The 21,533-nt window shown below is 47.4% G+C and carries 21 protein-coding genes, 1 tRNA gene and 1 pseudogene; 17 read left to right on the top strand and 6 right to left on the bottom strand.

All coding sequences use genetic code 11. The annotated features are described in order from the left end of the window. Nucleotides 1-203: 203 nt before the first annotated feature. The 6 genes from GWP40_RS00695 to GWP40_RS00675 all read left to right on the top strand — a co-directional run bounded on the left by GWP40_RS00695 (nucleotide 204) and on the right by GWP40_RS00675 (nucleotide 6,453). A complete protein-coding gene (locus GWP40_RS00695; RefSeq protein ID WP_206182551.1) occupies nucleotides 204-560 on the top strand; it encodes a NifB/NifX family molybdenum-iron cluster-binding protein in 357 nt (118 codons plus the stop codon). Between the two features lie 66 nt (nucleotides 561-626). Then, a complete protein-coding gene (locus tag GWP40_RS00690; RefSeq protein ID WP_212565646.1) occupies nucleotides 627-1,607 on the top strand; it encodes an AAA family ATPase in 981 nt (326 codons plus the stop codon). A 3-nt stretch (nucleotides 1,608-1,610) separates the two neighbouring features. Beyond that, on the top strand, nucleotides 1,611-2,216 hold the full coding sequence (locus GWP40_RS12440; RefSeq protein ID WP_230974497.1) for a hypothetical protein: 606 nt from the start codon (nucleotides 1,611-1,613) through the stop codon (nucleotides 2,214-2,216). Continuing rightward, complete coding sequence (locus tag GWP40_RS12435) at nucleotides 2,191-3,033, top strand: DUF58 domain-containing protein (RefSeq protein ID WP_230974496.1); 843 nt, start codon at nucleotides 2,191-2,193, stop codon at nucleotides 3,031-3,033. Before GWP40_RS12440 ends, GWP40_RS12435 begins: the two co-directional genes overlap by 26 nt. Beyond that, nucleotides 3,017-5,005 carry a transglutaminase TgpA family protein gene (locus GWP40_RS00680; protein WP_212565645.1) on the top strand — a complete coding sequence of 663 codons (1,989 nt, stop codon included), beginning with the start codon at nucleotides 3,017-3,019 and terminating at the stop codon, nucleotides 5,003-5,005. The genes GWP40_RS12435 and GWP40_RS00680 overlap by 17 nt, the downstream gene beginning before the upstream one ends. Further along, on the top strand, nucleotides 5,002-6,453 hold the full coding sequence (locus tag GWP40_RS00675) for a tetratricopeptide repeat protein (protein ID WP_212565644.1): 1,452 nt from the start codon (nucleotides 5,002-5,004) through the stop codon (nucleotides 6,451-6,453). The genes GWP40_RS00680 and GWP40_RS00675 overlap by 4 nt, the downstream gene beginning before the upstream one ends. A gap of 40 nt (nucleotides 6,454-6,493) precedes the next feature. Here GWP40_RS00675 and GWP40_RS00670 read toward each other — a convergent pair whose 3' ends face one another. From GWP40_RS00670 to GWP40_RS00660, 3 genes are all read right to left on the bottom strand, one after another. Next, a complete protein-coding gene (locus GWP40_RS00670) occupies nucleotides 6,494-6,694 on the bottom strand; it encodes a hypothetical protein (RefSeq protein ID WP_212565643.1) in 201 nt (66 codons plus the stop codon). 171 nt (nucleotides 6,695-6,865) lie between these two features. Beyond that, on the bottom strand, nucleotides 6,866-7,132 hold the full coding sequence (locus GWP40_RS00665; protein WP_212565642.1) for a BrnA antitoxin family protein: 267 nt from the start codon (nucleotides 7,130-7,132) through the stop codon (nucleotides 6,866-6,868). Then, nucleotides 7,098-7,445, bottom strand: a complete 348-nt coding sequence (locus GWP40_RS00660; RefSeq protein WP_212565641.1) for a BrnT family toxin — start codon at nucleotides 7,443-7,445, stop codon at nucleotides 7,098-7,100. The genes GWP40_RS00665 and GWP40_RS00660 overlap by 35 nt, the downstream gene beginning before the upstream one ends. A gap of 494 nt (nucleotides 7,446-7,939) precedes the next feature. Between GWP40_RS00660 and GWP40_RS13205 the strand changes: the two genes are divergently transcribed. From GWP40_RS13205 to GWP40_RS00640, 5 genes are all read left to right on the top strand, one after another. Next, on the top strand, nucleotides 7,940-8,071 hold the full coding sequence (locus tag GWP40_RS13205; RefSeq protein WP_256481851.1) for a hypothetical protein: 132 nt from the start codon (nucleotides 7,940-7,942) through the stop codon (nucleotides 8,069-8,071). 61 nt (nucleotides 8,072-8,132) lie between these two features. Further along, nucleotides 8,133-8,468 carry a DUF2715 domain-containing protein gene (locus GWP40_RS12430; RefSeq protein WP_230974495.1) on the top strand — a complete coding sequence of 112 codons (336 nt, stop codon included), beginning with the start codon at nucleotides 8,133-8,135 and terminating at the stop codon, nucleotides 8,466-8,468. A gap of 165 nt (nucleotides 8,469-8,633) precedes the next feature. Then, the gene (locus tag GWP40_RS00650) at nucleotides 8,634-9,014 is read left to right on the top strand and encodes a hypothetical protein (RefSeq protein WP_212565640.1); all 381 of its coding nucleotides are present in this window, start codon (nucleotides 8,634-8,636) and stop codon (nucleotides 9,012-9,014) included. Between the two features lie 129 nt (nucleotides 9,015-9,143). Then, a complete protein-coding gene (locus GWP40_RS00645) occupies nucleotides 9,144-9,500 on the top strand; it encodes a hypothetical protein (RefSeq protein ID WP_212565639.1) in 357 nt (118 codons plus the stop codon). A gap of 56 nt (nucleotides 9,501-9,556) precedes the next feature. Beyond that, entirely contained in the window at nucleotides 9,557-9,901 is a 345-nt protein-coding gene (locus tag GWP40_RS00640) for a hypothetical protein (protein WP_212565638.1), read from the top strand. 27 nt (nucleotides 9,902-9,928) lie between these two features. Here GWP40_RS00640 and GWP40_RS00635 read toward each other — a convergent pair whose 3' ends face one another. Together GWP40_RS00635 and GWP40_RS00630 are read right to left on the bottom strand one after the other, a co-directional pair. Next, a complete protein-coding gene (locus GWP40_RS00635) occupies nucleotides 9,929-10,867 on the bottom strand; it encodes a septal ring lytic transglycosylase RlpA family protein (RefSeq protein WP_212565637.1) in 939 nt (312 codons plus the stop codon). Between the two features lie 177 nt (nucleotides 10,868-11,044). Continuing rightward, a tRNA-Leu gene (locus GWP40_RS00630) sits at nucleotides 11,045-11,130 on the bottom strand. A 42-nt stretch (nucleotides 11,131-11,172) separates the two neighbouring features. On the opposite strand from GWP40_RS00630, the gene GWP40_RS00625 reads away from it, so the two are divergent. The 6 genes and pseudogenes from GWP40_RS00625 to GWP40_RS00600 all read left to right on the top strand — a co-directional run bounded on the left by GWP40_RS00625 (nucleotide 11,173) and on the right by GWP40_RS00600 (nucleotide 18,144). Next, nucleotides 11,173-12,048, top strand: a complete 876-nt coding sequence (locus GWP40_RS00625) for a TatD family hydrolase (RefSeq protein ID WP_212565636.1) — start codon at nucleotides 11,173-11,175, stop codon at nucleotides 12,046-12,048. Nucleotides 12,049-12,153: 105 nt separating this feature from the next. Next, nucleotides 12,154-13,957 (top strand): annotated as a pseudogene (locus GWP40_RS00620) (alanine--tRNA ligase). 72 nt (nucleotides 13,958-14,029) lie between these two features. Continuing rightward, nucleotides 14,030-15,115, top strand: a complete 1,086-nt coding sequence (locus tag GWP40_RS00615; RefSeq protein ID WP_212565635.1) for an MOSP complex formation periplasmic protein, TDE1658 family — start codon at nucleotides 14,030-14,032, stop codon at nucleotides 15,113-15,115. Between the two features lie 2 nt (nucleotides 15,116-15,117). Next, nucleotides 15,118-15,561, top strand: coding sequence for a transcription antitermination factor NusB (nusB, locus tag GWP40_RS00610; protein WP_212565634.1), 444 nt, complete (start codon nucleotides 15,118-15,120; stop codon nucleotides 15,559-15,561). Then, nucleotides 15,542-17,344: a tetratricopeptide repeat protein gene (locus GWP40_RS00605; protein WP_230974494.1), complete on the top strand. Its 1,803-nt coding sequence runs from the start codon at nucleotides 15,542-15,544 to the stop codon at nucleotides 17,342-17,344. Before nusB ends, GWP40_RS00605 begins: the two co-directional genes overlap by 20 nt. Nucleotides 17,345-17,391: 47 nt before the next feature. Continuing rightward, entirely contained in the window at nucleotides 17,392-18,144 is a 753-nt protein-coding gene (locus tag GWP40_RS00600) for a class I SAM-dependent methyltransferase (RefSeq protein WP_212565633.1), read from the top strand. 128 nt (nucleotides 18,145-18,272) lie between these two features. Here the strand turns inward: GWP40_RS00600 and GWP40_RS00595 are convergent, their stop codons facing one another. Further along, nucleotides 18,273-21,509 (bottom strand): DNA translocase FtsK, encoded by a 3,237-nt coding sequence (locus GWP40_RS00595; protein WP_212565632.1) that lies wholly within the window; start codon nucleotides 21,507-21,509, stop codon nucleotides 18,273-18,275. Between the last annotated feature and the right edge of the window lie 24 nt (nucleotides 21,510-21,533).

Below are 21,533 nucleotides of genomic sequence, written 5' to 3'. Positions count from 1 at the left end.
TTGAGCCGTAATACCAACGTTTATTTTCATCCGCTAAAATAGCGCGGCTGAAAAACACGTCAAGTTTGCTTTGTGCAAACTTGCGGATTATATGTGCGCTACCGCGCACAAATGCAACAGTCTCCAAAATTGATATTTTGTCCGACTGTTGCATTTTAAGGAACCTTTAGACAGCTCTTAATAATTATGATATAATTCAAAATATGAAAATCGCAGCGACTTATGATATTTTAACGAATTCAATTTTTCAGCATTTTGGAAAAACAGAGCATTTTAAGGTTTATACAATTGAAGCCGGAAAAGTAACGAAAACTGAAGTAATCGATAACGGCGGTTTCGGTCATCACGATTTGGCAACCTATCTTAAAAGCCTTGGAGTTGAAACGCTCATCTTAGGAAACCGCGGACAGGGTGCGATTGATGCGCTGAACAACGCCGGAATTCATCAGCTTGCCGGCCTTACCGGCTCTCCGGATGAAGCTGTTGCAGCATTTTTAGCAGGCACATTACAGGATAATCCGAACGCTCAATGCAATCATCATGGGGAACATCACCACTAATAGGATAGGACAGTACCTCTTTTTATAAAGTTGAGGCGTTCCGCATACTATGCTATAATCCCCGCTATGAATACCGAAAAAACGGCGGAACGGCTTCTTTCCGCACTGGAAAAAGCGATTAAAGGGAAGAGGGATGTTCTCCGTCTTTTTATTACCGCATATCTAACCGGCGGGCATGTTCTTTTAGAGGATGTGCCGGGCGTCGGAAAAACCACACTGGTAAAAACATTTGCAGCACTCATCGAAAAAGACGGGCAGTCGGCGCGGTTCAGGCGTATCCAATGCACCCCCGACCTTTTGCCCTACGACATCACCGGTGTGGAAGTCTTTAATGCAGGGCTGAATACCTTTGAATTTATGGAAGGCCCGGTATTCGCAGACATCCTGCTTGCTGATGAGCTGAACCGCACCCCGCCGAAGGTACAGTCCGCCTTGCTGGAAGCGATGGCTGAGCGGCAGGTAACCGCCGGTACGGTAACCCGTCCGTTAAGCCCTTACTTTTTTACGGCGGCTACGCAAAATCCTGTGGAAAGCTTAGGTACCTATCCGCTCCCCGCTGCTCAGCTTGACCGGTTCAGTATATGCCTGTCGATTGGCTACCCCGATGAAGAAGCGGAAACCGAATTGCTGCATGAACAAACGCACCTTCCCGCTGCAGAACCGGAGCCGGTTACGCCGGTTGTTTCCATACAGGATATCGCGGCCTCGCGGGAAGAACAGCGGCAGGTATTTGTGCATCCCGTACTCGAAAAGATAATCGCTCGAATCGGAAAAGAGACCCGTGCCCATCCTGCGTTTAAGCTCGGCACATCTCCCCGCGCCGGTTTGCATTTGCTGCACCTCGCCCGCACCTTTGCGCTTGTCAACGGACGCAATTGGGTTGAGGACGGAGATATCCGCACGCTTAGCTCCCTCGTCCTTGCGCACCGGTGTTTGATAAAAACCGGCGACGGCTCGGCTTCGGAACTCATTAGCGGTATTACCGAAGCGGTTATCCGCACTGCCGACAAACAAACGGATTGGACAAAACCGGCTGAGGCACAATAAGGCATGATGCGGATACGGATGACGAGGCACGGCGCAGTATACACCGCAATGGGCACGCTACTTTTAATAAGCGGCTTACTCCGCGGAGAGCTTTTGAGCGCAGTATGCGGCGGGTTACTCACGCTCTATACCGGTTTCGCTGCCGCTGCTGTAGCGGTTACCGCCCTGTGTTGGAAATCGGAAGAACCTGACCTTGCCCCTGAGAGCAGCGGCTTTACGGTTACTCCCGCGCGTTCAAAAACGGCACAGTCCGAATCTGCAAAGGCTTTTCCGCACTGTGTTCCCGGAACCGCAGCCTTTTATACCATTGAGTTTTCACTATCGCCTGAACCTACCGCAGAAACGGCCGCACATCTTTCCATCCCCTTGCAGGGAATACAAACAAAATATCATCCTGAAAACCTAACCCGCGGACGGTACTTTTATAAACGTCAGTATCTCAATATTCGGGACTTTGCCGGTTTTTTTGCCGCGGCATATACGCAGCCGCCTTGCCTGTCCGTGCCCTACATTGTAGTACAGTCGGTGATTCCGCCGCAAAAAAGCGGTATTTCCCGACCTCCGTTCCCGCGCCGTAAACGATTTGCCCTCACAAGAGCGCACGCATGAACTCTATGAATCCCGTCCGTATTTTCCCGGCGACGATCCGCGGAAAATTCACTGGAAGCTCTATGCACACACCAATACGCTTTCCATAAAACTTGGTGCTTTTGAACCGCCGCCGGTTAAACGCTTAACGATATATATAGAAGAGCCGGTGTGCGTGAAAAAACAGGAACGGGCTTGGGTTGCCTCCATTTTTGACGCCTTTATCGGCCATCTTTCCGGCGTGATTATAGAGCTGCTCAATGTCGGTATCCAATGTTCTCTTCTATTATATGATTATTCCCGGCAATCCTTACAGCGGTACGAGATAACCGAGGAAGGAGCCGTCGCTGCTGCACAGATACAAAATCTGCTTGCCATACCGGCGCTCCGTGCTTCACCGGAAGCGCTTCCCGATGCAGCTGCGGTCTTTAAGGCAGCACCGGACGGCGGGGGACTATTATACTGCTATATGCCAACCGGAGGCGTCCCTCGAAATGCAACCGGTGTGTCGTTTCGCCCGTCGCGTACAGAAGGTATAACCGGCGGCGGAGAATACATCGCTGCTTCCCAAAATACTGCCGCTTACCGGAAAATCACCGCTTACAACCGGAGCGGCGTCGAAACGTTTTTTTGCCTTGCCGCGCCGCCGGTATCGGAAGACTTTATGCAGGCCGATGGGCTACGGCATCGTACTTTAAGCAAGACGTACATACACCGCCTGCTGTATTCCTCCGCCGCTTCCGCACGGCAGGATGCTTTTTATCGAAAGGTGCAGGAAGCTGCCGAACGGGAACTCCGTATCTTTACCGCAGGAAATTGCCATGCAGAACTACTCTAAACCTGCCGCCGTGCTCCGTATCTGTTCACTCCTGCTGCTTCTTTCGGTACCGTACCGCTATCTTGCCGGTATTCTGCCCGCAGCGGCGCTGCCGGTATGGGGGCTTTGCTGCACGGCGGTAATTCACTTTCTGCATAGAAAGAGAATTCGTGCGGAAGCGGCGGGGATTATCGGCTTTTCCGCCGCGCTGCTTATCCCTGCATGTGTCCTCGGCTTGCTCGCGTTGATACCGCAGCTTATTGCGGATACTCTCTTTTTGCGCATCAAGCTGATATTCGGCTTACTTGCGCTCACCGCCTTCATCAGCGTTACCTCAACAGCGCTGTTCATTTCTACCGAACGGTGGCGGCGCTATGAACCGCTTGTTGCTATTCTCGTGTTCTCCCTGCTGTTTTTTCCGCAGCAGCATTATCGTCTGACAGCCTTTTCCCATCCGATCTTTGCGGCGGGATTTGTCGGTGTTTTCATGCTGCTTCAAACAGCCTTGCTCTGTATTCCGTTTTTAAAACGCAGACGGTTCGCAGCGTTTGCATTCATCTTTATCGGCTTAACGGCGGTTTTGCTCGCGCTCCTCATCAAGACATTTAATAAAGGCTCTGTCGGTAATAACGGCGGACTGCTCGAACAAAAGCTTTTCGAGTTCGATTTTTCTCAGTTTTTGCAATTGCAGGATGAGGTAAAAATGAACACCAATCTGGTGATGGTGGTGCATGTTGATCAGGAATATGATTCACACTTGTTCCGCCGTATGTACCTGTCCGGCTGGAGTCCGCAAAAAGGTTTTTACGAAAAGTCGGCGCCCGGCGAACCGGAGCAGCCGCTGCGGATCACTGGGCAACCGGCGGAACTTCCGCATCAGTCTTTCCTGTGCCGCGAGCGGGTCAGTCAAGAAATATTTACCGTCAACCTCGATCCCGACTCCCTTGTCGCGCTCGATTATCCGCTGTCGGTAACGCCGTATACGGTTTGGGACACGGTGAGTTTTAAAGGCGCTTACAAGGCGAAAAGCGAGGTGCTGCACGGTGTGCCGCTCGACCTTATTACGGCGGAGCCTCCGTCGGGAAATCCGGCAGAGGGGCTGTCGGCGGAAGCCTTGCGTTTTTATACGTCCGTAGATTCCGGCACAAAGGCGCTGCTCTTTCCTATCGCGGAATCGGTTACCGCTCCCTTTGCGCTCTACTATGATAAGGTCTACGCCTTGCTCGACTATTTCCGCGAGGGCGAGTATCGATATTCGCTTCGTCCCGGGCAGGCTCCCGATGGCGATCAGCTCCGGTATTTTGTAACCGAATCGAAAAAAGGCTATTGCTCGTACTTCGCCTTTGCGTACTGCCTCATGCTCCGCAGCCTCGGCATTCCTGCGCGGCTTGCCGCCGGTTTTTTTCTACAGCCTGAATCGGGCATCCTCAATTATTATCCGGTGCGGGCGAATATGGCTCATGCGTGGGTAGAAGTCTTTTTCCCCTATCTCGGCTGGGTGGATATAGACCCGACCACTGAACAGCTTGCGGATGGTGAATCGCTCGATTTTTCTTTTCAGGCAGGTGGCGATCAATTTACGCAGCTCCTTGACGAAATCCTATTAAACCGCTCGGCGCTCCGTATCAGGCACGGCGGAACGCTTTCGGCCGCAGAAGCCCAAACCGTTGCTCAACGTGTTTCGCAGTTTTTCAAAATGCACCGCGGAATACTGCTCTGTATTGCTGTGCTCGTTGTGATTCTCTTGTACGGCGCCTTCCGCGCCTATCCGTATCTAATTATCAGGTGTTCACGAAATAACCGGAAAATCATTCTCACGCTGAAACGGCTGCATAAGCATCCGAGCGAGGCTTTTTATGCACTCACTCAAAAAGCAAAGTTTGCCCCCTCCTGTACCGACGAAGATGTTGCGATTGCAAAGCAACTCTACCGCTCGGAGAAAAAGCAGAGAAAAAACAGAGAAGCCAATCACAAGCAGAGGGACGGCAAATGAAAGCACAATACCGAAAATACCGCCCCACCGATAAACATCATAACGACCATGCATCACGGAACGGGCTGCTCCTCGTGCTGGTTTTGTTTCTATTACCATTGTACCTCTTCCCTGCATCAAGCACATCGAACGCTGATGAGCTGCTGCAAAAAGCGGACGCGGCGGTGCAAGCTGAAAACTGGGATACTGCTGCTGCGCTGCTCGAAGAAGGTATCGCGCGATACCCGACAAATGAACTCTTCCAACTCAAGCTCGGCGATATGTATTTTAGCAACGGACTGTACGAACCGGCATACCGCCGCTTTACCGAAGGCCTGCGTATCAATCGGTATAACATCAAACTCCTGTACGGCGCAGCGAGCGCAGCAGCGGCGTTGAATAAAGCAGAGGAGGCGCGCGGTCTCCTGCATGAATATCTTTCATATAATCCTACCGATATTTTCGGATGGTCAACGTACGGATGGCTTTGTTTTAAAACGCACCGAACCGATGAAGGGATTAAAGCGATGCTCGATGCCCGCAGCAGCTACGGCGACGACGGCTGTATTGCGAACGCGCTTGGAAATCTGTACGGCGAACTTTTCGACTATCGGAATGCGGCGCTCTATTATCGGAAAGGCATTGAACTCGCGCTGCAAAACGATTCGCTGTACTCGGCCTCGGTGTATTCCTACAACAAGGCGATATTGGAAACCGAATTTTATCATTTTGATCAAGCTGAAGAAGACGCCCGCAATGCCTCCGACTATTTTTCACGCTCATCAGGATATTTGATTCTCGGAGAGCTTGAAGAGCGGAAAAATAATTTTGACCGTGCGATTGCCTATTATGCGCAATCGACAAAAGATAATTATACGCCGCTGCCGCTGATCAATCTTGCAAAAATCTATCTGCGGATGGGGCATTGGGAGCAAGCGGAACGCTATATTACACAAATCGAGCGGGTTACCGACTATTCGTGGATTGCGAACTTCGGGATGAGTACCGCGCAGTTTTATACTGAGTTGTACGGCCTGTATCAGACGTTATATGAAAAAAAATATGCGGCGGAAAAGATGCGGCTACCTGAAAGCGCCAAGGATTTTTTTGTCCGGTCTAAAAATCTTACAAAGTATTCCGCTTTGATTCGATATTATCGCGCGGCTTTTAGTATACATAATTTGAAATTGGCAAAGGAGTACACGATAGCGGATACGGACGGCAATACGCACGGGTTGTATAAAAACAGCTTCTATTATCGGGCATTTCAATCGGTACCGTTTAAGGCGCGGCGGTATTTACGCCGTGCGGAGGTGCTGGAAACCTCGGTTATTCCGCAGGCGCGTCCGTCATACATTGCCGAAAAAAAGGTATCCTGCTCCGCGATGAACAACTGCTGCGGGAAGCGCTGGATGCCCTCGACCCCGTATGGGAGAAAGAACTGCGGGAACAAGCTGCCGCGGCGCTGATACTCTGCACGAGAAACACCGAACTGAAAACCGCGCTCTATCAAGAGCTGCTGCAAAGCAATCCCTCCTGCTTTCCCGAACATTGGATACGGCTGCCGGTTACGCTGACCTGTACCGGTGCAGACGAACGGCTCAGCAAACGAACCGAGAAACGCATCGCCGCCGCTTTAAACAAATCGTTATTTGCGGTTTCCAAACACGCGCCGTTTTCCATCACGGCAGTATGTACCGAAAGCAGCATCCGGCTCAGCCTTATCGGTCAAGACGGCAGTATCTATTTCCGCTATGAACATCCCGCTCCCGTTGCCGATAAACAGGAGGCAGCTGCCTGCGTCAACCGTTTTGCTGCGCGACTGTTTAGAGTTGCGGTAAGGTAGGAGATTTAGGTGCTATCGGGCGAGATAGTTGAAGCTCACACTAACGGACACCCGTTTTGCCGTGCCCAGCGTATTACCTCGTTCATTCGTTTTTGATACCCTTTTGCACCCTTACTTTGCAGCCACGATAAGTTATCAAAATCGATACGGAATGTTACCGACTTTTTAAGCGGTTTCCAATACTTAAAGTGTCCCCGCGCAAAATCTTCTTCAGTTAATTCCGGAATATCTGTTGTGTTAATTTGACTGTCGGGAACTGCACAAGCCTCACATTTGGTGATATATTCGTCTAAGTCTGTCATAATACATTTTCCTTTCCTGCGCTGTTGCAGGACGAGCTGAGATAATATGGATTCGACCGGTCTCCGTGTACACAACTTGCACAATGCTTAAACCGGATTTTTCCACATACCCAAAACCGTTATATCTATCTTGTCCGGCGTCGGAATGTTTTATGTCGTATATTTCATAAAAATAAGGGTCGTCAAAAATAGGCAAAATATCCCGAAACGGAATCCCATTGTTATTTGCATCCCTATGGTTCCTGATGTTCGCATTTTCTTTTTCAGACCACCACTCGAATCTGCCAAACTTAACAAGTTCACCTTTTAACATGGCCTACAGCCTCTCATCAATATATAGTGTATGTACGTAATTGTCAATAAATTTTGAAACCTTGAATTTTTCTCTTGACTTTTTTTTTGGGGGGGGGCCGGAGGCGGAAATACTGCATCAAGTATCGAGGGGATTACCTGGAAGTCAGAGACTACAGCTGCTACAATGACTTTACGGCTTAAAAGCGGGCATGTGAAAGCTACATTCACCACAGCAAGGCGAACCGTACCAGACAACGGTACCTATACGGTAAGCGGTGATACAATACAGTTTACAGGGTTCACATTAGCGACTTATCTCAACCGAGAATTTAAATACAAGGTTGAAAACGGTACCTTTGAAATGTGGACAGAGTGGCTTACCTATAAATTCAAAAAAGCATAAATATAAAATCCCTTTATGGTAAGAATAAAGGCTTTTACGGCAAGAAATTAACACTTTCTTGCCGGTTATTATTTTTAAGGTGTTCTTAACACCAAAAAGGAGTTTTTAAGATGAAGAAAATTGCTATTATGTTTCTCTGTCTTGCGTTGGTTTCTGCACATGCGTTTGCAGAATTTGTGATGCTGCCGGGGGCGGGACTCAGTTATTATTCCGGTTCAACAGGAGAAAAGTCTTCTACGTAAGGTTGATAGTACCTCTGTAGGTCTGAGCGTGAATAAGGGCTTGGTATGGAATTCACGGATAATGCCGGGCTATACGTTTAAATTCGCAAAGGACAAAGCATACCTCCGTTTGGCAGGTGGTCCTGCCGTAGGCACCTTTGGCTATGAAGTGGAAACGGAAGTTAAAGTTGCGGATAAAAAGGTAAAAACGAAAACCGTACACACAGCCATGACAATAGGCTTGGCTTTCCATATAGGATTTGAATACTTTTTTACGAATTTAGTCGGTATTGGTATTTCGATTAACGAAATTCCGACGCTTTATTCAACTTCCGGTGTAGGAAGGGCTAATATCTTCAATGTAAAAGTATGTCCCTCGTTTAGACTTGGTGAGAAAAAACAAGCGGCTAAAAAATAAACGCTTGATTTTCGCTGTCTATAGCCCTGCCATTTACAGCAGGGCTGAACTATCGGGTTTGCTTACCGCAAACATCATGTATCACCACGTATCCCGATGGGAAATGCTTTTTCCTATCGGGATTTTTGTAATTTTATATTCGATCAAAAAAAAGGAGATTGAAAAATGAAAAAGAGAACGTTTTTAAGCCTTATATTTTTAGTTATTTTTTCAGCTATGTTTGCGAATAATCTAGAAATATTTAAGGTAGGTGATTACACCATACTTGCTATTTATGATGGACAAAATAATCGTGATGCTGTTTTTAAAAAGTTAAAATCTCAAGGTCGTTTGACTGATGATAAACCATCCCGGGAACAAATGGAATGGGTTAAACGTGCTTTAAATGTCTTTGAGACCACCAAAGGTGATGTATATACGATTGGTATTTCTCGTATGGAAGATCTCATTGATGGATATCAATATATTTGTGTCTGTGAATTTTCAACGGATACAAATTTTTCCTATTGGTTCTATCTACTACACGCCCCTCGGTCGTGGAAGTAATTTTAACTCTGCAATATGGAACATACTATAAAAATCGAAGATGCAATACACTTCGAAAAAATCAGAGAGGAAAACTTATGAAAAAGATTATCGTATGTATGTGTTTGGCGCTGTTCATCGGAACGACGTATGGGCAAGGAGTATTTGTATTTAAATATTATTATAATTATGAAAAAGGATGGACGGGGGGAAGCAGCAATAGCCTATCTATGTAATGATGCGAATGGTGCGTGGGAGATACTACAATCTGAGGGCGCGTACAATATGACAAGTCAGAACTTCCGTGAGAAGGGAGTTACTATCTGGCGTGTTGAAAAACTATCCGAGAGAGAATGGTGGTTGATTTGGTCAGCGCTTGGTGAATACAACACCGTTAATAAAGAAATTTATCAAATCGGTATAAAGAAAGGAAGAGGACTATTGTGTGTGTGGGGTAGAATCCAAAACAATGGGAAGTTCGTCAACTGGTTCGCTTATGGATATTAATCAATAAATAGTGCGAATGAAGGTTCTAAACAATATATTTTATAAGGGTATACAAAATGAATAAAAAACTTTTTTCTATCGCATTACTATCCATTATTTTGCTCAGCGGGATCGGCGTGATACCGGTATTGGCGCAGAGCGTCTCTCTCTCTTCGGATTTTGAGTACGACTTAAACGGAGACGGTACGGGAGTAGTTATTTTAAAGTACGTTGGAAAAGGCGGCGATATTGTCATCCCCGATAGCATTGAAGATTTCCCTGTCGTTTCGGTAGGATGCGGGTTTGATAACGAAAATGTCAAAACACCAATTACATCGGTTATCTTCCTCGACACGATCACCATAGCATATAACGATCGACAACCCCTGCACCTTGCGTCTCGGAGTTGTCGATTTGTCTGATACGTTTACTTTGATAAAAAAATCGGCTTACCAGCTTTCCTGTCTGATTACGTAGTCGGTGAAGGAATGATTCGCCAGTGCTTCTTTTACTTTTTCAAGATCGTCAGGTTGTATACCCGGAAGAACAACCCGTACCGATTTTTCAGTACGCTCGTATGCAGGGTCGAACCCTGCTTTTCTCAGCTGGACAACAAGTCTCAGTGCATTTTCTTCCCGTGCAAAAGCGCCCAGCTGAATTCGCCACAACACACCGGAAGTTCCCGGTAAATAAACAGGCGCCGGAGTTTGTTCCGGTTGTGCAGAAGCTGAACGGTTTGCAACACCTTTGACCGTTTCAGGCTTTGCTGTTTGTTGATCTACAGATACCGGTTGTCCTTGCGTTGTATTAGGCTGTACTGCTTGGGCTTGTGGTACTGTAGACGGCGTCGTTTGGGCTTCTACTGCTGTGCCGGAACCTTTAGCTGGTGTATCGGGAACTGCATCATTCTGAACAGGCACTGCTTCAGGTTGTGTTTCGGATGCAAAAGGTGTTTCTTTTTGTGCGGGAGCCGCCGGTGTGTCGCTATAAACATCAGTTGTTGCCATCAAGGCTGCATGATCAAGTGAATCAACCCGTTTAATCGAAACCCGTGTGATACCGCGGCTAATCATTCCCAATGATTTAGCAGCAGCTTTTGATAAATCTATCTCACGGTTTGGGACGAATGGGCCGCGGTCGTTTACGCGTACCACCACTTTTTTCCCGTTTTCAAGATTGGTTACTTCAAGAAAAGTTCCGAACGGCAGTGTTTTATGGGCTGCCGTATAGGCATTCATATCGAAAATTTCGCCGCTTGACGTCGGTCGGCCGTTAAAAGCTTCTCCGTAATAAGATGCATAAGTTTCTGCTGTGAGTAATTCTTCCGCTCCAAGGGGCAATAACAACAATACCCCCACCAGAGCTGACAGTACATGGTATTTTCTCATAAGATCCTCCCATAGCTTCATACAGACAATATCGGAAAACAAGAAAAAAAATTAAGTGCAAAAGGGGAAAGATGTTTTTAGGAGATCGATGGAGATACTATCTACTGATTCTGAAACTCTATGATACGGGATATTATAGAAACATTGTGCATAGATAAGGCATAAGATGAAAGAACCTGCCGGAGACGAGACTTGAACTCGTACGACCGTTACCAGTCAAGGGATTTTAAGTCCCTGGTGTCTACCAATTCCACCACTCCGGCAAAGATGATATACTATACCGGAAATTATAGAGGCGGTCAAGATTGTTTACAGACTCTCATTGCCATTTACGTCATATTTCTCAAAAAGCGGCGCACTTTCCACTTATACTGAAAGAGATGCAGGAAGAAGGCTATCCTTTTATAATGGATATAGGAACTGATGCCGGAGATTTTACGCCGCGGTATAATACCGTTGCAGATATATGGGATAAAAATAGCAGTATACCCGATTTTATTCATTTTTCTGCAGGACTGTGGCCGGGACGTGTCGCTATTGAACATAGGGCTGAATCGATGCAAAAGCTTGAAGCAGATGTTCAAGCCATTTTAAAAAGCGGGCAGCTGTATACGGCAGTCGGAGAATGCGGCATCGATCGGCATTGGAACCATGCCGGATCTACCGGTACGGGAACCGGCGATCTTGCAGGCGAAGAACAGCTTTTTAAAGAACAGCTTGCCCTTGCCAAACGGTACGGATTGGCTGTGATTATTCATTCACGCGACGGCTTTGAACCGACGCTCCGTTGTATCGACGAAGTAGGCTGGCACCGCGGTGTCATTCACTGTTTCTCTTATGGGAAGAAGGAAGCCGAAGCTTTTTTGGAACGGGGCTGGTATCTTTCATTTCCGGGCACCATCACATACACTGACAATGCCGAAACCTCTTCCGCAATAGCGGAACTGGTACGCATGGTTCCCGACGATAAACTACTATTGGAGACGGATGCTCCGTACCTCGCCCCTCAACCGGTTAGACGGGAGGTAAACACCCCGTTAAATATTCCGTATACCTATCAGGCGGCAAGCGAATATCGGCAGTGTTCGATAGAACACTTATGCGAAATTGTGCACCGGAACTGCCGCCGTCTTTTTTCGCTGCTGTGTAAAACCCCGGACATCCGTGTCCGTTCTGCATAGCCAGCGCTTTTGAAAATAGTGGTACCGGATACAAGGCGCAGATGCGTCGTCTATTTTCAAAAGTACAGTTGACAGGTTCGACAGCTTTTCTTACTATGGTAAGATATGAATAAACACATTACAGCAGACGAACTTCGTTCCAAGTATATTGCATTTTTTAAGAGTAAAGGCCATGTGGAAATTTCCGGTAAGTCGGTTATTCCCGAAAACGATCCCACCGTATTATTTACCACCGCAGGTATGCACCCCCTTGTTCCCTACCTGATGGGAGAACCGCACCCTGCGGGTACCCGTTTAACGGACTACCAAAAGTGTATCCGCACCGGAGACATCGACGCGGTAGGCGACGCTTCTCACCTCACCTTTTTTGAGATGTTGGGGAATTGGTCGCTCGGCGACTACTTTAAAAAGGAAGCAATCGGGTACAGCTTTGAATTTTTAACAAGCCCTCAATACCTTAACATTCCAGTCGATCTCCTTTCGGTAACGGTCTTTGCAGGGGATGATAAAGTTCCGCGCGACACCGAATCGGCGGAGATTTGGGAAAAGCATGGGATTCCTAAAGAAAGGATTCACTTTTTACCCCGCGAGGACAACTGGTGGGGGCCTGCAGGAGAAACAGGTCCTTGCGGTCCCGACACCGAAATGTTCATCGACACGGGAAAACCGGCGTGCAGCGCCGGATGCCGGCCGGGCTGCAGCTGCGGTAAATACGTCGAAATATGGAACGACGTCTTTATGCAGTACCGCAAAGAACAAGACGGTTCGTATCACACGCTGGAGCGGCACTGTGTCGATACCGGCATGGGGATTGAGCGTACCGTTGCTATGCTGCAAGGGAAAAAATCAGTCTACGAAACGGAGATCTTTACCCCGCTTATTGCCGCGGTCGAAAAGATAACCGGCTATCGGTATGGAAGCGATGCTGAAAAAGATGTATCAGTTCGTATTATCTGTGATCATATCCGTGCTGCTACCGTTATCTTGGGCGACCCGAAAGCCGTGCTGCCGTCCAATATCGGAGCAGGGTATGTTCTCCGCCGTATTATCAGACGGGCTGTCCGCCACGGCAGAAAACTCGGTATCGAAGGAACGTTTCTCGCAATTCCGGCAAAGGTTGTCATCGAGCAATACAAGGGCGCCTATCCCGAATTAAAAGAGAAAGAAGCGCTTATCACTGCCGAGCTTGAGGCGGAAGAAAAGCGCTTCCTCGAAACCCTCAAAAAAGGCGAAGCGGAATACGAAAAGATGAAGCCGAATCTGTTGAAGAATCCTAAAAAGGTTATTCCGGGGCGGCTTGCCTTTAAACTCTACGATACTTACGGGTTCCCCATTGAGCTTACTGAAGAACTCGCGCGGGAATCGGGGTTAACCGTTGACAAAGCGGAGTTTGAAGAAGCCTTTAAAAAGCATCAAGCGCTCTCCCGTGCAGGCAGCGAACAAATTTTTAAAGGCGGTCTAGCGGATCACTCCGAGCAAACGACGGCGTACCATACGGCAACGCATCTTTTGCATAAGGCGCTGCGAATGGTACTCGGCGATCATGTTGAACAAAAAGGTTCTAATATTACGGCAGAACGGCTCCGCTTCGACTTTTCCCATCCACAGCCGATGACAGCTGAGGAAAAAAGCTGAGGTTGAGCGTATTGTCAACGAGCAGATTCAAGCGGATTTACCGGTTACTATGGAAATAATGTCGCTTGAGGAAGCAAAAAGATCCGGTGCGATGGCGCTCTTCGGTGAAAAATACGAAGATACCGTCAAAGTGTATTCCATTGGCAACTTCTCCAAAGAAGTATGCGGCGGTCCGCACGTAGAACACACCGGTGTATTGGGCAAGTTCGTAATCCAAAAAGAACAATCGTCATCGGCGGGAATCAGACGTATTCGTGCGGTACTTATAAAATAGGATGTACAAGGTCTGTAAGTAACTTATCGGTTGTTTGCTTGTTTATAAATATCAAAATCTGAAGAGGATATGATGAAAAAAACTGTAATCACATTGTTTATTGTATTAAGTTTATCTATAAGCGGCGTCTTTGCGCAAACCAATTTGCAGCCTATTGCAGAAGTAAAACTTACCGGACGGGCACCGATTACGCTTGGTCAGCTCAAAACTCGTGTTTCTGCCTTGGAAAAAGAAATCGGTCGGAAAATGACCTTAGAAGAGCGGCAGCAAACGCTGGACGGCCTTATCAATGAGCGTTTAATTGTTCAGGCTGCTGAAAAAGACGGGATAAAAATTACGGATTCGGAAGTAAATAATTACTTTACCGAATACGTATCCAATCAATTGGGGCAGCAGGTATCCGAAGCGGATTTTGCAAAACTGATTAAAGAAAAAACGAATATGTCGCTTGACGAATATATGAAGGCACAAAACGGCATGACTCTTGCGGAGTTTAAAAGTTTTTTGCGAACTCAGCTGACGGCGCAAGCGTATGTGATGCAGAAAAAACAAAAAGAGCTGCAATCGATTCCCAGTCCGAGCGACGATCAAATCCGCTCATATTATGAAGTAAACAAGCAATCCTTTGTGCAGCCCGATACGGTACAGCTTTTCCTTGTGGTAGCGCCGAAAGGTGACAAAGCAAACTCTGCAGAGAAAATGATAAAAGATGTTCAAAAAAAGCTGACAGCAAACCCAAAGGCTACTGCCGATATCCGTAAAAAATCGCAAGCAAAGAATTCAGGTTATCAGGCAGGAGAGATTTTTGTCAGTAAAACCGCATTGGCTGCAGAACAACTCGGTATTCCGATGGACGAGCTTCTCAAGATTTTTAACATGAAAGTAGGAGAAGTGTCTCCGATAACCGAAACAGGCGCTAATTACCAGTGTTTTGTTGTCTTAGAGAAAAAAGATGCGAAAATACTCGGTTTAAGTGATGTTGTAGAACCCGGTGGAAATGTCAGTCTCTATGAATATATCAAAAAGATGGTAATTATGCAGCGCCAAAATGAAGCGCTTAACAATGCGTTAGTTTCGGTAACCAATGATCTTCATAAACCGGAAAATTTTGTCATATTTAAAACCGGTGCTGATCTTGAAAAAGCGCTTTCGTGGTAAAAATGGCGATCGGAAGACGACGCGGAAGAATTCTCGCATTTCAAGCGCTATTCGCTTGGGACGCAGGTTCTCTTCCACCTGATGATTTATTGCCCTTTCCGTGGGTCGAACGTACCGGTAAAGAGGTACATGACGAAGATTTTTTATTTTCAAAGCTCCTTTTTTTAGGTACTGTTGAGCATATCAATGAAATCGATACCCTCATCACCAAGAACTTAGAAAACTGGGATTTTAATCGGCTTAAATTGGTTGACAAAGCAATTCTTCGGCTTGGTACCTATTCTCTTCTTTTCCAACAAGACACCGATCCTAGAATCATAATTAACGAAGCCGTTACAATCGCCCGCACGTATGGTACCGATGATTCCTTTAAGTTTGTAAACGCAGTACTTGACAGCGTCAAACGAGAATGTTTAGACTGCTCCTATGAAAAGGACAAAAACTAATCTCTTCCTTATAGGAAGTCTTTTACTCTGCCTTATTGTTACTGCATGTTCAAAAACAGATAAAAATGAGCTTTTCCAACAAAGACTGAATGCCATTGACAGTGTTGTTCAAGAAGGCAACACTCAAAAAGCGCTGAATAGCTTACGCGCATTGCGTAAAAAAGCACAGCTCCCCATTCAATATTTAAGCATTGCAAAGCGGGAATTACGCCTGCATAGTCCTGTTCAAGCCTTACAATCCATTCAGGCCGGCTTGAAAAAATATCCTGATGATTCGATGCTTAAAGCTGCCCTTACTCATACACTGATGCAGGAAGACCGGATAGAAGATGCTGCTGTTGCTGCTGAAACTTTGCAAGGTACTCCTTATGCCGGTATTGGAACGGAGGCGCTTATCCACGTGGATAAGGCAAAACAAACGTATCGGACACCGGTTCCTTTTTGGCAAGAGGGGTTTCGGCTTACGGGCGAACATATTTTTTTGGAGAATGCTGCCGTAATGCTTGCCCACCAAGGCGACATTGCACAGGCTGCAGCCCTGCGTTCACGGATTGGCAAAGAAGAAGCGCTTCGTTCCCCCTATTTTTGGTCGTGTTTGGCTTATGATATGGGGAATTTTCAGCCGGTACTGGACGATTTGGTTTATTCCCTTGCATATAGCGATATGGTTGGGCTTCCCGAAAACAACCCTAAAATTTTTGAATATGCTCGCCGTCATCTTTTGCTCGCTGCCGATGCAAGTGCAGGACTTGGTGATATGGAGCAGGCGCGCGGTTTTTGGCAAATGTATATCGACCGTTATGCGGATTCTTCAAGTGAAGTTTTTTATAACTTAGCGATGACCGCTCCTACCCAAGAAGAAAAAGCCGAAGTATTGATTGACTGTATTTCGCAAAATCCGGGATACTATCCGGCTGTTGCACAGTATGTCCGTGCCTGTTCCGCTATCAAGGCGGCTCATAATCAAAAAGATCCGTTGGATGAATATCTGCAAAGTAAGGATTTTTTCTCATTAGAGATGGAAAAAAACTTATTCGTGTCTTCTGCTTTTACCCTTTCTGCTGAAGAAGTGCTTGAGGGAGCAATGGCGACCGATAGTGAGGATATACGATTCCTGCTGGAAAAATTCCGATATCGCTATGTGCAGCCGCAAAACTATGCACAGGGAAACGGAGAAATGTGGAAAATTCTGGAAGCCCATCCTCATAATCCGTTGGTCAAGGCGTACGCACGGTGGTATTTTGCATCTTCGGGCGACTTTAACGCTTCTTTCGGAATCGATAAGGCTGATAATCATGACGAAGACGTATTCTACAACGGTATCCGTCGTGCAGTGCAGGGATATTCGACTGCGGCGTTAAAAAATTTTGCCGAGGTTGAAAATGATGCCCGCTATAAAATTCCTGCGACGGTTGATCAAGCCTATATCTATGATGCCCGCAATGAACCTGATATGGCGATTAAGTATTTCTCCCGCGCTGTGGAGCTTCTTTCCGATAATCACACAAAAAGCAAGATGCTCTACGAAGCTGCGCGGATATACGCTGAGCGTAATGGGATGCCGGAAGCAATCACACTGTTGAATCGGGCATTGAAACTTGATCCTGAAAATCATCGAGCTAATGTGTTGAAACAAAAACTGATTGCCGACGGCAGCGTTAATCGGAATGCCGGTTTAGATGCATTCTTACAAACGGGCACGGGTACCGATCAAACCGACAAGGATACTGATCAAGCCGGTACGAATCCCGAGCAAAATAGTACAGCTATTAATCGGCAGTAGCGGAAGCGACGGACTGAATCTTAAGCCGGAAAAATGAAAGAGGCAATATGAACGAGTGGTTTGAAAATGAAGCTTTTTGGGTACAGTATGCGCCTATCATGTTTGATGTTCCTCGTTGGCAGGAAGCGCCCGCTGTTGCCGAAGGAATTTTCAAACTAGCAGGGACAGGACGGCCGCCGCAGGAGTTAAAAATCTTTGATGCAGGGTGCGGGTTAGGCCGTATTGCCGTTGAACTTGCCGTCATCGGGGCGCAGGTTACCGGCGTCGATCTTATCAAGCCGTTTCTGGATGCGGCGGCGGAGGCTGCTGCTGCGGAAAATGTAACGATCGAATGGGTGCAAGCGGATTTACGGGAGTTTGTACGTCCCGCAGCCTTTGATATTGCAGTCAATATATATACAAGCTTCGGCTACTGCAAAACGATTGAAGAGGATGCGCTTATTATCAGTAATATTGCGCAGTCGTTAAAAAAAGGCGGCTGTTTCATTCTCGAAATGGTGGGACGGGAAATAGCCGTGCGGGATTTTACTGCCGGAGAATGGTTCGAGCGGGCAGGCTATACCGTGCTCACCGATTTTACGGTAGAAGGCGCATGGGAGGGCTTGCGCTCGCATTGGCAGCTCTACACAAAAGACGGACTCAAAGCCGACCACACTTTTGTACAGCGCCTCTATGCCGCAACCGAATTGCGGCAGCTGATGCTATCTGCCGGTTTTACTTCCGTCGAAATCTACGGCGACTTTGACCGCTCTCCCTATAATGAACACGCCCGAACCATGATACTGGTCGGGCGCAAATAAGTCATATACACTTCTTGTATGACGTATGTAATACAAGAAGCGTTATTTGTCAATAGAGAGCCTCTAAAACTCACGTTAGCGGTATGACAAATCTTTTCTTTACAGAGTAAGCCGATCGGGTTACAGTTTTACACGTGCCTGATGATTTCCCGGGGCTTTGAACCGTTTGCAGGGCCGACAATACCGCGGGCTTCCATCTCTTCGATAAGACGAGCTGCGCGATTGTATCCGATTTTCAGTTTCCGCTGTACATAAGAGGCGGAGGCTTTTCCTGCAAACGCAACGATTTCCAAGGCCTGATCGTAGAGCGGATCGTTATCGTCAGAGAACACGGCATTATCATAGGGTTCGTCATCATCATCAACAAAGATTTCTTCATCGATATATTCTGGTTCGCAGTATTCCTTTACGCAGGCGACAACACGTTCTACTTCCTGTTCGGAAACAAAAGCTCCCTGCATACGGGTTGGGAACGGACGAGCCGCACTTACATACAGCATATCGCCTTTTCCAAGCAGTTTTTCCGCGCCCATCTCGTCCAAGATGATTCGGCTATCGGTTTTTGACGCAACCATGAACGCAATTCTGCTCGGAATATTTGCCTTAATCAAACCGGTGATGACGTCGATAGACGGTCGTTGCGTTGCAAGCACCAAATGAATACCGACTGCGCGGCTCATTGCGCACAGGCGTGCGACCGTGGCTTCAAGTTCCTTACCTGACGTCGCCATAAGGTCTGCAAACTCATCGATGATGATGACAATATAAGGCAAGGTTTCCGTTGCAATCCGCTCCGATTTGATTTTCGCATTGAAGGTTTTAATGTCGCGCACGCCCATATTATCGAGCAAGGCATAGCGCCGTTCCATTTCGCAGAGCGCATATTGCAACGCTTGGAACGCCCGCTTCGGTTCGGTAATGACAGGCGTTAAAAGGTGAGCTATGTCGTTATAGAGCTTGAGTTCGACGATTTTCGGGTCGACTAAAATCAGCTTTACCTCGTCAGGGCGGCGGTTATAGAGAATCGACAGTATAATCGAATTAACGCAAACCGATTTACCCGAACCGGTCGCGCCTGCGATAAGTAGATGCGGAGTTTGTGCGAGGTCAAGCACTTGCGGATTTCCCGTTACGTCTTTTCCGAGAGCAACGGGGATGGCCATTTTTGCAGCTTCCGGCAAATCGGTTTCTATCAGCTCCCGAAAGCTGACAATCGAACGCTTCTTGTTGGGAACTTCGATACCGACTGCATGTTTGCCCGGAATCGGCGCGACAATACGGACGCTGGAGGCTGCAAGACGCAATGCGATATTATCCTGTAGATTGGTAATCTTGGACAACTTGATACCCGGTGAAGGCAGCATTTCAAACATCGTTACAACCGGCCCCTTACGGATACCGGTAATGGACACGTCGATTTTAAATTCGTTAAAGGTTGATTTCAGCATGAGCGCCGACCGCCGTGTCGCATCGTCCACAACCCAATATTCGCCGTCGGGATAATTCGTTAAAAGATCAAACGGGATGGCATATTTTTTGCGCGGCGGCGGGGGAGGCGCCGGTTTTGCTGGTATGATCGGTACTGTTTGTTCGATGGTTTTCAAAAATGCTTCATCGGCATTCGAGTCTAATTCTTCATCCGCTTCCGATTCGCCGCCGTCGCTATTCGGCTCCGGTTCTTCCTCAGTCTCCTGTTCCGCTTCGCCGTCGTCAGCCGTTTCTTCGTCCTGCGCGTCAAAGCTATCAATGGCGATATCCGCTTCGGCGCCGATATCGGTTTCCGCAACATCATCTCCAATCCGTGCATTCGCCATATCGATGGTACTATCGGATTCCTGCGTTTCGGTACCGATGTCCGCGGCCGTAGCTTCTTGTACCCCTGCAGTTTTGATGTCTGCATCCGTTACGGCAGTATTCTGTATATCTGCTGCTTCCGTTTTTTCCGAATCGATAACTTCCATGGTATCGAGTATGTCCGAACGCTCATTCGGCAGCGGCACGCCGTTTACAAAGACAAGCGGTATCTCCGGTTCTGCTTGAGGACTCGCTGCTGCTATCGTTTGATGTTCCGGAGTTGTTTCTTCCGGAATAATATCCATTTGAGGAACAGCCGTTGCGTCTTCTTCCGCTGTAGCCGTTTCATTTTTTAACGGAGTAGGGGCTTCGGAGCTTTCTGTCATAGCCGGTGCATTTTCAACCGACGGTGTAGGCGCTGTGTCTTCTTTCGGCAGCGGTGGATTGAGCTGCGTTTCGGAATGATCGGTCTGTTTAAGGCGTTCAACGGGAGCGGTGATTTCCTCCAAGCTGGCAAACAAGTTGTTGGGATCGGAGGGATCAAATACCGGACGGACAGCCTCTTTTTCCTGCATATCCATAACCGCCGATAACGGAGTTGACAGCGGAAGGGGCTGTACATCTTCCTCAACTTCTTCCAACAAAGGTATTTCTTCTATATTCGTATCCGTAGGCTCAATAGTATCTGCTGCCGGTGATTCAATGGGATGCTCCTCTACCGGAACGACAATAATGGTATCCTCTTCAGGTACATTGGGAACTCTATATACCGTATCCGTATCGGTCATATCTATCGATACCGGAGAAGTTGATAATTCGTCTTCCGCCTCTTCCGGCGGAATTGCGGCTTTGTCCGGGGCTTTTGCGGGCAAAACCGGTACTTCGACGCTATCGGTTGCGGTGCTCTCCAATGTTCCGTCTGACGTTTTCTCCGGCGGAACCGAAGATGCTGTAGAAGCAGCTGAGGCTTGCTCCGTTTCGGGCGAATCCGGCGCTTGCTCCACCTCTGGCGCCGCTGCTTCTACCGCCGGAGCTGGAAAGATAGGCTCTTCGCCGGTATCGCTGTCATTTGCTTCATCATTCTTAGGAACCTGCTCTTCCTCAGAGATATTGCGTACAAAGAAGTGTCGACCGGAGAGCTTTTCGCTGAGTGTCAACATCAAGAAAATTTCAAAACAAACGAGCAACAGTGCGCAAATCAATATTGAAATAGTTACAAATTGCCGAAGGGTCGGAATGGAAACCGATGGAGCAAAAACGGTGATGAGCCGTTCGCCGATGATTGCGGTAACAAAATAGAGCGGCACACCGAGCAGCACCGCTTTGGATTCACGCGACCAGCCGGGGATAAGCAGCAACACCGCCCCATATAAAAAGAGGAGCGGAATTAAAAAAGACGAGAATCCATAAACGGAAAAGACCCGTTGCCCCATCGCAAACAACGCATAGTTCGACGAAGCGAATCCGGTAATTGGTAGAAAAATACCAAGCGTTAATACAATACCCGCACAAAAGAACAGCACGCTCAAAATGAGCGCTAAAACTCTAAATCGACTATCTCTATTTCCCATCACTATTATTTCCCCTCCCTTCTG

Origin of the sequence: Treponema vincentii (assembly GCF_018336815.1) — a bacterium.
Lineage (GTDB): Bacteria > Spirochaetota > Spirochaetia > Treponematales > Treponemataceae > Treponema.
This window is presented reverse-complemented; position numbering and strand designations above follow the sequence as displayed.